At 73.3% G+C, this 13,681-nt stretch carries 12 protein-coding genes; 6 read left to right on the forward strand and 6 right to left on the reverse strand.

Annotation, left to right across the window (positions count from 1 at the left end; all coding sequences use genetic code 11):
- The first annotated feature begins 169 nt into the window (after positions 1-169).
- The 3 genes from ACWCWD_RS17985 to ACWCWD_RS17995 all read left to right on the forward strand — a co-directional run bounded on the left by ACWCWD_RS17985 (position 170) and on the right by ACWCWD_RS17995 (position 3,974).
- Positions 170-1,678, forward strand: a complete 1,509-nt coding sequence (locus ACWCWD_RS17985; RefSeq protein ID WP_450773834.1) for an MFS transporter — start codon at positions 170-172, stop codon at positions 1,676-1,678.
- 206 nt (positions 1,679-1,884) lie between these two features.
- Positions 1,885-2,367, forward strand: coding sequence for a DUF485 domain-containing protein (locus tag ACWCWD_RS17990; RefSeq protein ID WP_450773776.1), 483 nt, complete (start codon positions 1,885-1,887; stop codon positions 2,365-2,367).
- Complete coding sequence (locus ACWCWD_RS17995) at positions 2,364-3,974, forward strand: sodium/solute symporter (protein WP_450773777.1); 1,611 nt, start codon at positions 2,364-2,366, stop codon at positions 3,972-3,974. Before ACWCWD_RS17990 ends, ACWCWD_RS17995 begins: the two co-directional genes overlap by 4 nt.
- Before the next feature lie 42 nt (positions 3,975-4,016).
- Here the strand turns inward: ACWCWD_RS17995 and ACWCWD_RS18000 are convergent, their stop codons facing one another.
- The 3 genes from ACWCWD_RS18000 to ACWCWD_RS18010 form a co-directional block, all read right to left on the reverse strand.
- Positions 4,017-4,451, reverse strand: coding sequence for a VOC family protein (locus tag ACWCWD_RS18000; protein ID WP_450773778.1), 435 nt, complete (start codon positions 4,449-4,451; stop codon positions 4,017-4,019).
- Positions 4,452-4,530: 79 nt separating this feature from the next.
- Positions 4,531-5,580: a sensor histidine kinase gene (locus tag ACWCWD_RS18005; protein ID WP_450773779.1), complete on the reverse strand. Its 1,050-nt coding sequence runs from the start codon at positions 5,578-5,580 to the stop codon at positions 4,531-4,533.
- Positions 5,581-5,686: 106 nt separating this feature from the next.
- A complete protein-coding gene (locus ACWCWD_RS18010) occupies positions 5,687-6,397 on the reverse strand; it encodes a response regulator transcription factor (RefSeq protein WP_450773780.1) in 711 nt (236 codons plus the stop codon).
- Positions 6,398-6,571: 174 nt separating this feature from the next.
- On the opposite strand from ACWCWD_RS18010, the gene ACWCWD_RS18015 reads away from it, so the two are divergent.
- On the forward strand, positions 6,572-7,861 hold the full coding sequence (locus ACWCWD_RS18015) for an MFS transporter (protein ID WP_450773781.1): 1,290 nt from the start codon (positions 6,572-6,574) through the stop codon (positions 7,859-7,861).
- 15 nt (positions 7,862-7,876) lie between these two features.
- Here ACWCWD_RS18015 and ACWCWD_RS18020 read toward each other — a convergent pair whose 3' ends face one another.
- The 3 genes from ACWCWD_RS18020 to ACWCWD_RS18030 all read right to left on the reverse strand — a co-directional run bounded on the left by ACWCWD_RS18020 (position 7,877) and on the right by ACWCWD_RS18030 (position 11,021).
- Positions 7,877-8,596, reverse strand: coding sequence for a VanZ family protein (locus ACWCWD_RS18020; RefSeq protein WP_450773782.1), 720 nt, complete (start codon positions 8,594-8,596; stop codon positions 7,877-7,879).
- A gap of 136 nt (positions 8,597-8,732) precedes the next feature.
- Positions 8,733-9,599 (reverse strand): AraC family transcriptional regulator, encoded by an 867-nt coding sequence (locus ACWCWD_RS18025; protein WP_450773783.1) that lies wholly within the window; start codon positions 9,597-9,599, stop codon positions 8,733-8,735.
- 102 nt (positions 9,600-9,701) lie between these two features.
- Complete coding sequence (locus tag ACWCWD_RS18030; protein WP_450773784.1) at positions 9,702-11,021, reverse strand: UDP-glucose dehydrogenase family protein; 1,320 nt, start codon at positions 11,019-11,021, stop codon at positions 9,702-9,704.
- 277 nt (positions 11,022-11,298) lie between these two features.
- On the opposite strand from ACWCWD_RS18030, the gene ACWCWD_RS18035 reads away from it, so the two are divergent.
- Positions 11,299-12,696 (forward strand): sporulation protein, encoded by a 1,398-nt coding sequence (locus ACWCWD_RS18035; protein ID WP_450773785.1) that lies wholly within the window; start codon positions 11,299-11,301, stop codon positions 12,694-12,696.
- A gap of 199 nt (positions 12,697-12,895) precedes the next feature.
- The gene (locus tag ACWCWD_RS18040; RefSeq protein WP_450773786.1) at positions 12,896-13,675 is read left to right on the forward strand and encodes a class I SAM-dependent methyltransferase; all 780 of its coding nucleotides are present in this window, start codon (positions 12,896-12,898) and stop codon (positions 13,673-13,675) included.
- Positions 13,676-13,681: the final 6 nt, after the last annotated feature.

The raw sequence follows: 13,681 nt of genomic DNA on the forward strand, positions 1-13,681 counted from the left end.
ACAGAATGAGACAGTAGTCCCCGGCAGATACGTGCAGGGGGAAGGAATGTCTGTGGGCGCCACCAGCAGCGCGGACGGCGGTACGGACGCGGGCAGCGGCCCCGGCACCGCCCCGGAGTCCGCCGCACCGCCGGCTCCCGCCGTACCCAGGGCCGTCGTCGCGGCGTTGATGGTGGCGATGGCGCTGGCCGCCGTCGACGGCACGATCGTCTCGACCGCTGTGCCGCAGATCGTCGGCGACCTCGGCGGGTTCGCGGTGTTCTCGTGGCTGTTCTCCGGCTATCTGCTGGCGGTGACCGTCACCCTGCCGGTGTACGGGAAGCTCTCCGACACCTTCGGCCGCAAGCCGGTCCTGGTGGCCGGAATCGTGCTGTTCGCGGTGGGGTCGCTGCTCTGCGCCTCGGCGTGGAACATGACGGCGCTGATCGCCTTCCGGGTCGTCCAGGGGCTGGGCGGCGGGGCGCTCCAGGGCACCGTGCAGACCATCGCGGCCGACCTCTTCCCGCTCAAGGAGCGCCCGAAGATCCAGGCGAAGATATCCACGGTCTGGGCGACCTCGTCCGTGGCGGGGCCCGCGATCGGCGGGCTGCTGGCCACCTACGCGGACTGGCGCTGGATCTTCCTGGTGAACCTGCCGGTCGGCGCCCTGGCGCTCTGGCTGGTGGTGCGCCACTTCCACGAGCCGTCCCGCCCGCGTCCCGCCGTGGCGCCCCGGATCGACTGGGCGGGCGCGTTCGGCATCTTCGCCTCCACCGCGCTGCTGCTGACCGCCCTCGTCCAGGGCGGGGTCGCCTGGGACTGGCTCTCGGCCCCCTCGCTGACCCTGTTCGGGGCGAGCGTGGCGCTCGTCGCGCTGACGGTCGCGGTGGAGCGGCGGGCCGCCGACCCGATCGTGCCGGGGTGGGTGTGGCGGCGGCGCCCGATCGCGGCGGTCAATCTGGCGCTGGGCGCGATGGGGCTGCTGATGGTGGCACCGACCGTGTTCCTCCCGACGTACGCGCAGTCCGTGCTCGGGCTCGGGGCGATACCCGCCGGGTTCGTGCTCTCGGTGATGACGCTGAGCTGGCCCGCGACGGCGGCCCTCTCGAACCGGGTGTACGGCCGCATCGGTTTCCGCTTCACCGCGATGATCGGCATGGGCGGCGCGCTGCTGGCGCTGCTCGCGTTCCCGGCGCTCCCCTATCCGGGGGCGGTGTGGCAGCCGGTACTGATCATGCTGGTGCTCGGCGCCTCGCTCGGGCTCTTCCAGCTCCCGCTGATCGTGGGCGTCCAGTCGACGGTGGGCTGGTCCGAGCGCGGTACGACGACGGCCTCGGTCCTCTTCTGCCGCCAGCTCGGCCAGTCGCTGGGCGCCGCCCTCTTCGGCGCGGTCGCCAACGCGACCCTGGCGTCCCGGCTCGACGGCGCCTCCGCGGCGGGGCTCCCCGGGGACCTGGACTCCGTATCGCACGCGCTGGAGGACCCGGGCGCGCTGACCGCCCGCGCCGCCGACACCCTGCGCCGTGCGGTGGACGCGGCGGTCGACCATGTGTACCTGGGCGCGGCGGCGGCCGCGGCCCTGGCGCTGCTCGTCCTCCTCGTGGTGGCCCCGAAGCGCTTCCCGGTCGCCGAGGAGCCGGCGGGGACGACGGGCGCGGCGGGGACGGCGGGGGCAGCGGGGGCAGCGGGCGGGCGCTGACCCGGCTGTTCGCCGGCACCGGCCGGCGGCCCCGCGCAAGGTCGCCAACTGGCCTTCTTGCAGGTGCAGTTCGGCCAATTTTTGCCAACCGCTGTCTCCCCGCGACCAACGTCGCCACGATGCGACCACTGGGCCACCGGCCCGGTGCCGTTCCGCGTGCCTTGCAGTCCCCCTCGTACCGGCTCGTGCAAGGAGCAGCATCACCCATGTCTCACGCGCACCACGAGCCCCGCGAGCCCCAGGAGCTCCCTCCGCCACCGCCGCCGTTCCAGCGGGACTACCTGCTCCCGTGGCAGAGCTCCCCGCCGCCGGCGCCCCCGGTGCCACGCATCCCCGTGACGGCCGGATCCCGCTCGCAGGCGCCGGGGCGCCACCGCGACCTGCGGCGGCTGCGCACCTCGTACCGGGTGCTGCGCCGGGTCTCCACGGTCGCCGCGCTGGGCTACTTCACGGTGTTCCTGCTGCTCTCCGCGTACGCCCCCGGGCTGATGGGCCGGGGCGCCGGCTTCGGCGGGCTCAACCTCGGGCTGCTGCTCGCGCTGGTCCAACTGCCCATCGCGCTGCTCTCCCTGGTGCTGTACGAGCGCACCGCCCGCCGCACCGTCGACCCGCTCGCCGCCGAGCTGCGCCAGCGGGCGCGGCGCACCGACTCCCCTGTCCGGCCGAGCAGTTGGGGAGCGGGCCGATGAACGGCTTCGACGACTCCGCGCAGGCGATGTCTCTCGTGGTGTTCATCGCGGTCGCCACGATCGTGCTGTTGCTCTGCGTGCTGGCCGGTCCCGGCCGGGACAACCTGGAGGAGTTCTACACCGGGTACGGAAATCTCGCCCCGCTCCGCAACGGCCTTGCCATCGCCGGGGATTACCTCTCCGCCGCGACCGTCCTCAGCACCACCGGCATCATCGCGCTCACCGGGCACGACGGGCTGGTCCTGGTGCTGAGCACGATCCTCTCGCTCGTGCTGCTGATGTTCCTGCTGGCCGAACCCCTGCGCAACGCGGGCCGGTTCACCCTGGGCGACGTACTCGCCCGCCGCTCCCCCGGCCGCGCCGTGCGCATCACCGCCTGTACGGTCACGCTCGTCGCCCTCGTACCGTTCATGGCGGTCCAACTGGCGGGCAGCGGCAACCTCCTGGCGTTCATCCTCGGGTTCGACAGTTCCGGGTTCCGCACCGGGGCGATCGCCGCCGTCGGCACCGTGATGATCAGCTACGCGGCGATCGGCGGGATGCGCTCCACCGCCCTGATCCAGATCATGAAGACCGTGACGCTCCTCGGGGCGGGGCTGCTCATCTCCGTACTGATCCTGGACCGTTTCCACTGGGACACCGGCGCCCTGCTCGCCGCCGCCCAGCGGCGCAGCGGGGCCGGGGACGCGTATCTGCGGGCGGGGCTCCAGTTCGGGGGCGACGACCTCGACATGATCAGCTCGGAGCTGACCGTGGTGCTCGGCGCCGCCTGCCTGCCGCACATCATCATGCGGATGGCGAGCGTCAACAGCGCGCGGGCGGTGCGGCGTTCGCTCTCCTGGGCGGTGTCGGCGGTGGTCCTCGTCTGCGTGTTCCTGACCGTGATCGGGTTCGGTGCCGCCGCCCTCGTCGGCCACGGCGCGATCTCGGCGGGCGGCAGCCAGGGCAGCAGCGCGATCCTCCAGGTGAGCAGCGTCGCCGCGGGCGGTGGCCGTACCGGGGCGCTGATCGCGACGACGATGACCACGGCGATCTTCCTGACCCTGCTCGCCTCGGTCGCCGGGATGACCCTGGCCTGCGCCAACTCCCTCGCCCACGACCTCTTCGCGCACGGCCTGCCCGGCAAGGGCCGGCCGGCTCCCGCGCCCCGTACCGAGATCATGACCGCCCAGGGTGCGGCGATCGGTGTCGGCATCCTCGCGACGGTGCTCGCGGTCGTCGCCCGCCACTGGAACGTGCAGGCGCTGGCGATCTTCTCGTTCTGCGTCGGCGCCTCGGCGCTGGCTCCGGCGCTCCTCTACAGCCTGTTCTGGCGGCGGTTCACCCGTACCGGGCTGCTCTGCACCCTGATCGTGGGCACCACCGGGGTGGTGGTCCTGATGTCGGGCACCAACCTGATCTCCGGGACCCCGGGGGCGGTCTTCCCGGACGTGGACGCGAACTGGTTCCCGTACACGACGACCGGTCTGGTCTCCATCCCGATCGGCTTCCTCGCGGGCTGGCTGGGTACGGTCCTCAGCCGCCGCCCCGCGGCCGAGGAGCGCCGCCGCTACGAGCAGGTCGAGCCGTGGATCCTGGCCGGTGCGCCCCCGGCGACGCGGCGGTGAGCCGCGCGCCGGGGGTTGCCGTGCCGGGGTCCGGGGCCCCCGTCAGACGTTGTCGAAGTCGGGGAGGACGAGCGAGCCGTCCTCGGCGAGGGTGAACCCCGGGTTGTGCGCGACTTCCCAGGCGTGGCCCTCGGGGTCGGTGAAGACGCCCGCGTAGCCGCCGTAGAACGTCGTCGCGGCGGGGCGGGTGACGGTGGCACCGGCGCGCTCCGCCGTGGCCAGGAGCGCGTCGACCTCCTCGGGCGACCGGACGTTCTGGGCGAGGGCGATCCCGCCGAAGCCGCCCGGACCGCGGTCTTCGAGGCCGCAGTCGGCCGCGAGTTTCGCACGGGACCACAGCACGACCGCGAGGCCGCCCGCCTGGTAGAAGACCGTGTCCTGAACCGTCTGCCCCTCCCAGCCCAGGGCCTCGTAGAAGGTCCGCGCACGCGCGAGATCGGTGACGCCCAAGGTGACGAGACTGATGCGCTGTTCCATGGGCCTCACGCTAGCGGGACCGGCTCGGCGCGGACACTCCCGACACATTCGGCGGCGCCCCGGGCCCTCCCGGCACCTCCTACGTCGCCCCGGGCAGCCGGACCGTGACGACGAGGCCGCCGGACGCGCGCGGGGCGAGGTCGAGGGTTCCGTCGTGGGCGCGGACCACGCTCGCCACGAGGGCGAGCCCGAGGCCGACGCCCGCGTGCTCGTCGGTGCGTACGCGCTCCGTCCCGCGCCGGAAGGGTTCGGTGAGGGTCCCGACCAGCTCCGGGGGGAGCGGGTCGCCCGTGTTCTCCACCCGCAGCACGCTCGTACCGTCCCGCGTCCCGGTGTGGACGGTGACGGTGCCGCCGGAGGGGAGGTTGTGGACGACGGCGTTCTGGACGAGGTTGGTCACCACCCGCAGCAGCAGCGTCGCGGAGCCGGAGACCCGGGCGGGCCCGCCGGTGACGTCGAGCGTGGTCCCGCGCTGTTCGGCGAGGGGCAGCAGCGTCTCGGCGGCCTCCTCGGCGAGGAGGGAGAGGTCGACGGGCTCGCGGGCGAAGTCCCCGCGGTCGCCCCGGCTGAGCAGCAGGAGGGCCTCGGTGAGGTCGATCGCCCGGGTGTTGACGGTGTGGAGGCGCTCGACGAGTTCACGCCGGTCCCCCGTCGGATCGGTGCGCGCGACGTCGAGCAGCGCCTTCGAGATGGCCAGCGGAGTACGCAGTTCGTGCGAGGCGTTCGCGGCGAACCGCTGCTCCTCGGCGACGTGGGACTCCAGCCGTTCGAGCATGGTGTCGAAGGCGTCGGCGAGTTCGCGGAACTCGTCCTGCCTCCCCTCCATCGCGATCCGGTGGGAGAGCGACCCCCGCGCGACGGTCCGGGCGGCGGCCGTGATCCGGGTGAGGGGTGCGAGCATCCGCCCGGCCAGGAACCATCCCCCCACCAGGCCGAAGACGAGGAGGAAGGCGAGGGCCCAGGCGGCGGCGGGGACGAAGACGTGCAGAACGACCGAGCGGTTGGGGTTGATCCCCAGCAGGCCCCGGTTGTTGTCGGGGAGGTAGCGCAGCACGTACACCCACACCACGGCCAGCAGGAGGGCGCCCGCGAGGAGGATGAATCCGGCGTAGCTGAGGGTGAGTTTCATCCGGGCGCTGACCCCCGGGCGCCGCCGTGCGCCAACCCCGGGGCGTCGCCGGGCGCTGAGCCCCGGTCGTTGCCGGGCCCTGTCCCTGCCCCTGAGCCCCGGTCGCCTACGCACGGGGCCCGCCGGAAGCGGGAGTGCCGGGGCCGGGGGGCTGCGCGTGGGTGTCGATGCGGTAGCCGACGCCGGGCACGGTGGCGATGAGCCAGGGTTCGCCGAGGCGCTTGCGCAGCGCGGAGACGGTGATGCGGACGGCGTTGGTGAAGGGGTTGGCGTTCTCGTCCCAGGCCCGCCGCAGCAGCTCCTCGGCGCTGACGACACCGCCCCCGGCGGCGACGAGGACTTCGAGCACGGCGAACTGCTTCCGGGTCAGGGCCACATGGCGCCCGTCGCGGAAGACCTCCCGGCGGAAGGGGTCGAGCCGGAGCCCCGCGATCTCGCTGACCGGCGGCCGGGCGTACGCGCGCCGCCGGTCGAGCGCCCGCAGCCGCAGGACGAGTTCCCGCAGCTCGAACGGTTTGGTGAGGTAGTCGTCGGCGCCGAGCCCGAACCCGGAGGCCTTGTCGTCGATCCGGTCGGCCGCGGTGAGCATGAGGATCGGGATGCCGCTGCCGGAGGCGACGATGCGCCGGGCGACCTCGTCGCCGGACGGGCCGGGGATGTCGCGGTCCAGGACGGCGAGGTCGTAGGAGTTGACGCTCAGCAGCTCCAGGGCGGAGTCGCCGTCACCGGCGATGTCGGCCGCGATCGCCTCCAGCCGGAGGCCGTCACGGACGGCTTCGGCGAGGTAGGGCTCGTCCTCCACGATCAGCACACGCATGCCCCGAAGCCTACGAGCCGCCCCTCGGAGGCCGTCGGCGCCCGTCGGCGGCGCAGGCCGGACCGGTTGGCGGAACCGCTGGTAGGGCCGGTTGTCCCGACCGGCTGTCAGTGCCGTGTGGGAGGGTCGCTCGCGTGATCAGCATCGCCGTCCAACGGATGATCGGGGGCCCGGATGCCGGCCGAGGTCGAGTCCTCCGCGCCCGTCGGTGACGCGGCGCCCACCCGGGACGGCGAGACGGGTGCGCGGCACCGCCCGCCGCTCCCCCGCGCCTACCTGTGGTGGCTCGTCGGCATCCTGACTTCGCTCGTGGGCAACTCGGTCCTCTACTTCGCGCTCGGCTGGGCCGCCGGGGCGCACGGTGGCGGGGTCGCGGGCCTCGCCCTGAGTGCGATCACCCTCCCCCGTGTCCTGTTCCTCCTGGTCGGGGGCGCGGTCGGCGACCGGGTCAGCGCGCGCCGGGTGCTGATCACGGGCGACGCGGCCATGCTGGTCTTCACCCTCGTGCTGGCGGCCCTCGCCTTCCGTCTGGGCACTCCGCCGTGGCTGCTGATGGCGACCGGCGTCGCGATCGGTGTCGTCGACGCCTTCTACCTGCCGGCCTCGGGGTCCATGCCGCGCCGGCTGGTGGACGAGGAGCAGTTGCCGAGGGCGTTGTCGCTGCGCCAGGTCGGCGGCCAAGTGGTCGCCATGGGCGGCGGGCCGCTGGGCGGCGCGCTCGTCGGGCTGGCCGGGCTGGCCGGTGCGGCTCTGGTCGACGCCGGTACGTTCGCCCTCACCCTGGTCGTCCTGCTGGCCGTCCGCCCGCGTCACCGGGGGCCGGTGAGCGCCCCGGGGCCCTCCGTCCACATCCTCAAGGAGGCCATGGACGGCGTACGGGTCGCCTTCGCCCATCCCGTCCTGCGCCCGGCGCTCTGCCTCACCGGGTTCGCGGCCGGGTTCCTGCTGCCCGTGCTGTCGCTGCTGCTTCCCCTGCTCGCGCGGGAGCGGGAGTGGGGCGCGGGAGGTGCCGGGCTGGTGATCGGCGCGCAGGGCGTGGGCATGGTGGCGATCACCCTGGCGGTGGTGGGACGCGGTCCGCTGGGACGGCCCGGGCTGGTGTCGGCGGGCGCGCTCGTGCTGGCCGGTACGGGGGTGCTGGCGCTGGCCCTCGCGCCCGGCGCACCGGTGGCGGTGGTGGCCGGCCTGGTCATCGGGGCCGGTAACGGCCTGTTCTCCGCCCACATCGGGCCGCTGGTCCTGGCGTCGGCTCCGGAGAGCCATCTCTCCCGCGTGCAGGCGGTTCTCGTACTCGTACAGAGCCTGGCCCTGCTCCTCATGAACAACGTGTTCGGCGCCGGGGTGGACTTCGCGGGCGCCGGGGCCGTACTCGTCACCGGCGCCGTCCTGCTGATCGGCGCGGGCCTCGCGGGTCTGGCCTCCGCGCCGCTCCGCAACGACCGTACGGGGCTGCCGGCCCGCTGAGCGGCGGCGGCCCGGTCAGGAGCCGCCGCGACCACCGTTACGCCACCAGCGGCGCGACGCCAGCCCGGCGAGTACGGCTCCGACGGTGTTGACCAGTACGTCGTCCACGGAGGACACCCGGTCCAGCCGCAGCACGTACTGCGCGGTCTCGACCAGTACCGAGCAGCCCGCCCCGAGCGCCAGTACGCGCGGTACGGACGCCACCGCCGCGAACCGCACCGGGGCGAAGAACCCCAGCGACGCGAAGACCAGCAGGTTTCCGGTGATCCCGAGCACGCCCATGGTGGCGAGGTCCCGCAGCGGCACCAGGCTCGTCCGGCCCGGGACCTCTCCGGCCCCGGCGCCCGGCATCATCGTCAGCCACAGGAACGGCACCGTCCCGTGGACCATGCCCACCTCGGCCAGCGACCTCCGCCACGCCCCCGCGCCCCCGGCCGCTTTCCGGCGCCACGCCAGGGCCCACGCGACCAGCACGGCGACCGGCAGCAGGACGAGGGTCATCAGCACCACGCCGTTGAAGGTGTCGAAGCAGCCGTGCCACTTCCCGGCCATGCACCTCGACGCGGGCATCAGCAGCATCCTCCGCAGTGCGAAAGCACCACCGGCGAGGACGAGGACCACCGCTCCGAGGAGCACGATTCCGCCGGTGCCGGGACGGGGGCTCCGGGGCGGGGCTGCGGGCGGTCCGGCGGACGGTTCGGTGGACGGGGCCGACAGGGATGCGGGGTGGGTCATGCTCCCAGGGAAGACGACCGGCTGTTGCGGGGGCGTATGCGGTTTTCAATACGTTCGCGATATCCCGTGATATCCCGCGATACACCGGGACGCCCCCTCCGGTCGGTCGCCCCCTCCGGTCGGTCGCCCCCTCCGCTCAGCCCCGCTCGCCCTCCACCGGAAGCCAGAGTTCGGCCTCGGCCTCGGTGTGGTCCGGCGACATCCGGGTGCGGAGGATCTCGGGGCCGGGGCGGCTGCGGTACGGGTTCGACGGGAACCACTCGGTGTACACGTCCCGCCAGAGCTCCTGGATGGCCTGCGGTACGGGTCCGGAGGCGGTGAAGACCGCCCAGGTGCCGGGCGGGACGGCGAGGGCGGTCGCGCCCTCCGGGGCTGCCGCCGAGGTGATCACGCCCTGGTAGTAGTCGAGTTCGGTCCCCTCGGCGCGGCTGGGGTCGAGGTCGTCGCAGACCGCGACGATCCCGTGCGGCTCCTGGTCCGAGAGCTTCCCCAGGCGCTCCAGCGCCTGCGGGTCGATCCCGCGCACGAAGTCGATGATCGCCTGGTTCGGGCCCAAGTGGACCAGGGGTACCCGGGCCTTGAACCCGACGACGGTGAAGGCCGGTTTGGCCACGACGCGGTAGCGCATGCTGCTGCTTCCTTCGACGGTGAGGCGGAAGGACATCCGGGACTGGGAGCTGAGTGCCGCGCCGGTACGCCGGGCCTCGCCCGGGCCGATGCCGTGCATGGCCCGGAACGCCCGCGCGAACGCCTCGCCCGAGCCGTACCCGTACCGCACCGCGATCTCCAGCAGCGTCTCCCGCCCCGCGAGCACCTCGGCGCCCGCGAGGGTGAGCCGGCGGCGCCGGACGTACTCCGAGAGCGGCATCCCGGCCAGGGCGGAGAACATCCGGCGCAGGTGGTACTCCGAGGTGGCCGCGATACGGGCCAGCTCCGCCACGTCGATCGCCTGGTCGAGACGGAGCTCGATGTGCTCCATGGCCTGGTTCAGCCGCTCCAGCATGTCGGGTGCCCTTCCTTTTGACGCTCACGACGCTAGGCGGAGCCCATCACACCGGACCCGACATCCTGTGCCCGATCGGGTCGGGTCCGGGGGGTGTACGGGTCAGGCGCAGCCGAGGGCCCGCACGCTCCAGCCGGCCGCGCGCCACCGGTCGGTGTCGAGGGTGCCGCGGGCGTCGACGAGCTTCGGCGTCCTGGCGCGTACGGCCAGCGGGCCGGGGTCGAGTCGGGCGAAGGCGGGCCACTCGGTGAGGTGGAGGAGGAGGTCGGCGCCGTCGACGGCGGCGGCCGGGTCCTCGGCGCAGTCGAGTTCGGGGTGGAGTTTCCGGGCGTTGTCGAGGGCCTTCGGGTCGGTGACGGTGACCAGCGCGCCGAGGGCGTGGAGGGCCCCGGCGACGGCCAGGGCGGGCGAGTCGCGGATGTCGTCGGTCCCGGGCTTGAAGGCGGCGCCCCAGACGGTGATCCGCTTGCCCCGCAGGTCGGTACCGAGTTCCTCGCGGGCCAGGTCCACGACGCGTCGGCGTCGGCGGGCGTTGACCGCCCCGGCTTCACGGAGCATGCCGACCGCCTCCTCGGCCCCGAGCGCCTCCGCGCGGGCGATGAAGCCGCCGAGGTCCTTGGGCAGGCAGCCGCCGCCGAACCCGATGCCGGGCCGCATGCCGTGCCGCCCGATGCGGACGTCGTGGCCGAGGATGTCGGCGAGTTCGGAGACGTTCGCGCCGGATTTCTCGCAGACCTCCGCCATCGCGTTGATGAAGGAGATCTTGGCGGCGAGGAACGAGTTGGCGGCCCCCTTGGCGAGTTCGGCGGTGGCCCAGTCGGTGACGATCGTCGGCGTCCCCGCCGCGATGATCCGGTCGTACGCCTGCCGCAGGACGGTCTCCGCCCGGGTGCCGGGGGCCTCGAAGCCGAGGACGAGCCGGTCGGGGCGGAGGGTGTCCTCGACCGCGCGGGACTCCCGGAGGAACTCGGGGTTCCAGGCGATCTCGACGAGGCCGCCCGCCGGTGCGGCGGCCCGGACGAGTTCGGCGACCTGCGGGGCCGTACCGACCGGGACGGTCGACTTGACGGCGATCACCGCCGGGGCGGTGAGGTGCGGGGCGAGGGAGAGGACCGCGCCGAAGAGCTGGGAGAGGTCGTAGCTGTCGCCGCCCGGTTGCCGCGGGGTACCGACCCCGACGAAGTGCAGGCCGGCGAAGGCGGCGGCCTCCTCGACGGAGGTCGTAAACCTCAGCCGTCCGCTCGCGGTGTGTTCGGCGAGGAGCCCGTCGAGGTCGCGCTCGAAGAAGGGGGGCCTGCCGGAGGCCAGGAGCGCGATCTTGTCCGGGTCGGAGTCCAGTCCCAGCACCTCGTGGCCGAGTTCGGCCATGCACGCGGCGTGGGTGGCGCCGAGGTAGCCGCATCCGACGACGGTCATCTTCATGGGCAGGGTGTCCTTTCGGTGGGGCCGGGGCCTCCATCACAGCGGCTGCCGTGCGGGGTGAGGAGGGCTCGCACGGGGGCTCACGGGTCGCGCGCACCGCCGGGCGCGGGCCCGGAGGCCCTACCCTCGGTGGCCCGGGCACCCCGGCACGGCCGTCGCGGCTCATCACGGCGCAGCGCAGCGTGGCGGTCGCGTGCGGCACGCGGCGCCCGGGTCCGTACCGCCCTCGTGTGCACCACGCTCCGGAGGCAGACCGACTGTCGATCAGGAGGACGCAGTGGCATCGAGGGTCCGCCGGAGCCGCCCGCCCAACGCGGAGCTGGCCCGGCTCGTCGAGGAGTGCGGGGCGAGCCACAAGTCGCTGGCGCGCCGGATCAACCAGCTCGCCCAGCAGGCGGGGACGGTGACGGAGTACTCGCACACCTCGGTGGCGAACTGGTGCCGGCGCGGGATGACGCCGAAGTGGCCGGTTCCCGAGCTCCTCGCCCGGGCGCTCGGCGAACGGCTGGGGCGGCCCGTCGGCCTCGCCGAGATCGGCATGGGCGACGCGCGGACACCGGACGCGGGCGTGGGGCTGGACTTCCCGAGGGATCCCGATGACGCGGTACGCGCCGCCACTTCGTTCTGGAGCTCCGTGAACCGCCGCGACTTCCTCACCACGGGCGTCTCCGGCTTCGCCGTGTCCGCGTTCACCACCCCGGTCACCCGCTGGCTGGTCACCCCCGCCGACGACACCGCCGGGCACCGGGGTGGTCGCCAGGTCGGCAGGGCGGACCTGGAAGAGCTGCGCGAGGCCGCCGAGGACGCCCGGCGCTGGGACTCCAGGTACGGCGGCGGGAGTTGGAAGTCCGACTCCGTCACCACCTGCCTCCGCGAACGTGCGGCTCCGATACTGCGGGGCGCGTTCACCGACGACGTGGGCCGCGAACTCTTCTCCGTCACCGCCGAACTCTCCCGGCTGGCCGGCTGGACCGCCTTCGACGTCGGTGAACATGGCGTCGCCCAAAGGCATTTCATCCAGGCGCTCCGGCTGGCCCGGGCGGGCGGAGACGTACAGCTGGGCTGCTACGTGCTGACCACGATGGCGATGCAGTCGCTGCTGCGCGGGTTCGCGGGCGAGGCCGTCGACATGGCGCAGGGCGCGTACGAACGGGCCAAGGGCCAAGCGGCCCCGCGCGTACTGGCGTTCACCCGACTGATCGAGGCGCGCGCCCACGCCCGCGAGCACGACCCCCGGGCCGCCTCGCGCGCCCTGGCCTCCTCCGAGCGACTCCTCGAACGGGCGAAGGCGGACAGCGGCGACGAACCTGCCTGGATCGACTTCTACCACCACGCGCGGCTCTCGGCCGACGCCGCCGAGATCTTCCGCGACCTGCGGAACCCGAGGGCCGCCCTCGCCTGGAACCAGCGGGCCGCCGCCATGCCGTCCGGCGCCTTCACCCGCTCCGTCGGCATGCGCCTGGCCATCGTGGGCACCGCCCACCTCCAGGCCCGCGACCTCGACCAGGGCCTCGCCCTCGGCAACCGGTCCGTCGACGTCCTCGCCCGCGTCCGTTCCGCCCGGGCCCTGGACTACGTACGCGAGTTCAACACGGCCCTGACCCCGTGGCGCAGGGAACCCGCCGTCCGGGCGTTCGCCCACCGCGCCCGTACGGAGCTGGGGATCGCCGCCTGACCGATGCCGGGGGGGCAGTCCCCACCCTTCGCCGTACGGCCGGATCCGCGCGACCGGGCAGACCTGCCGGGGCGGTGCCCAACGCCGCGAACGCGCACGTGTCCGCAGCGAGAAGGGCATCCGCTGGGGCGGTCGGGGTCCGGCCACCGCAGCCCAAAATGGCACGCCCGCCTGACAGTCACGCACTATGGTGGCGCGCATGTCCGAATCCTCAACCAGGGACTTCTACGACGAACTGGCCCGCGACTACCACCTGATCTTCCGGGACTGGGATGCGAGCATGGCGCATCAGGCCCAGGTGCTGGACGAGCTCGTGCACTCGCGTCTGGGGCCGGGACCACACAGAATCCTGGACTGCTCGTGCGGGATCGGAACCCAAGCGATCGGACTGGCCCTCGGCCGGCACGAAGTCATCGGCAGCGACCTGAGCCCCCTCGCAGCCGCACGAGCCGCGGCCGAAGCGGCAGCCCGTGGCGTCAGCCTTCCGGCAACCGCCGCAGACATGCGTCAACTGCCCTTCACATCCTCAATTTTCGACGTCGTCCTGTGCGCCGACAACTCGCTCCCGCACCTGCTGTCCGCGCGGGACCTCCAGCCGGCACTCATCGGCATGCGCCGCGTGCTCCGAGACGACGGACTGCTGGTGATCACGCTCCGGGACTACGACGACACCCGCCTGGCCAAACCCACAGCGACACCACCCCAGGTCTCCGAGACCCCCGACGGCCTGGTGATCAACTTCCAGCTCTGGCACTGGCACGAGGACGGCGAACGCTACGACCTTGAGCACTTCCAACTCACCCCAGCACAGGACACCTGGAATGTTCGAGTCCGCCGCGCCACCTACTGGGCACTGACCCGCCGGCAGCTGACGGAGTTCGTCACTGAAGCCGGCTTCACCAGCCTGACCTGGCACACCCCGGCCTCCAGCGGGTACTACCAGCCTGTACTCACCGCTCGGCGTACTTCGTCTCCGTAGGAGACC

The organism is Streptomyces sp. NPDC001493 (assembly GCF_053597235.1).

Excerpts from the sequence above, each read along its gene's own strand:
- ACWCWD_RS17990 (WP_450773776.1), top strand. The coding sequence starts at position 1,885 with ATGTCTCACGCGCACCACGAGCCCCGCGAGCCCCAGGAGCTCCCTCCG.
- ACWCWD_RS18010 (WP_450773780.1), bottom strand. The coding sequence starts at position 6,397 with ATGCGTGTGCTGATCGTGGAGGACGAGCCCTACCTCGCCGAAGCCGTC.
- ACWCWD_RS17995 (WP_450773777.1), top strand. The coding sequence starts at position 2,364 with ATGAACGGCTTCGACGACTCCGCGCAGGCGATGTCTCTCGTGGTGTTC.
- ACWCWD_RS18030 (WP_450773784.1), bottom strand. The coding sequence starts at position 11,021 with ATGAAGATGACCGTCGTCGGATGCGGCTACCTCGGCGCCACCCACGCC.
- ACWCWD_RS17985 (WP_450773834.1), top strand. The coding sequence starts at position 170 with ATGGTGGCGATGGCGCTGGCCGCCGTCGACGGCACGATCGTCTCGACC.
- ACWCWD_RS18015 (WP_450773781.1), top strand. The coding sequence starts at position 6,572 with ATGCCGGCCGAGGTCGAGTCCTCCGCGCCCGTCGGTGACGCGGCGCCC.
- ACWCWD_RS18005 (WP_450773779.1), bottom strand. The coding sequence starts at position 5,580 with ATGAAACTCACCCTCAGCTACGCCGGATTCATCCTCCTCGCGGGCGCC.
- ACWCWD_RS18020 (WP_450773782.1), bottom strand. The coding sequence starts at position 8,596 with ATGACCCACCCCGCATCCCTGTCGGCCCCGTCCACCGAACCGTCCGCC.
- ACWCWD_RS18000 (WP_450773778.1), bottom strand. The coding sequence starts at position 4,451 with ATGGAACAGCGCATCAGTCTCGTCACCTTGGGCGTCACCGATCTCGCG.
- ACWCWD_RS18040 (WP_450773786.1), top strand. The coding sequence starts at position 12,896 with ATGTCCGAATCCTCAACCAGGGACTTCTACGACGAACTGGCCCGCGAC.
- ACWCWD_RS18025 (WP_450773783.1), bottom strand. The coding sequence starts at position 9,599 with ATGCTGGAGCGGCTGAACCAGGCCATGGAGCACATCGAGCTCCGTCTC.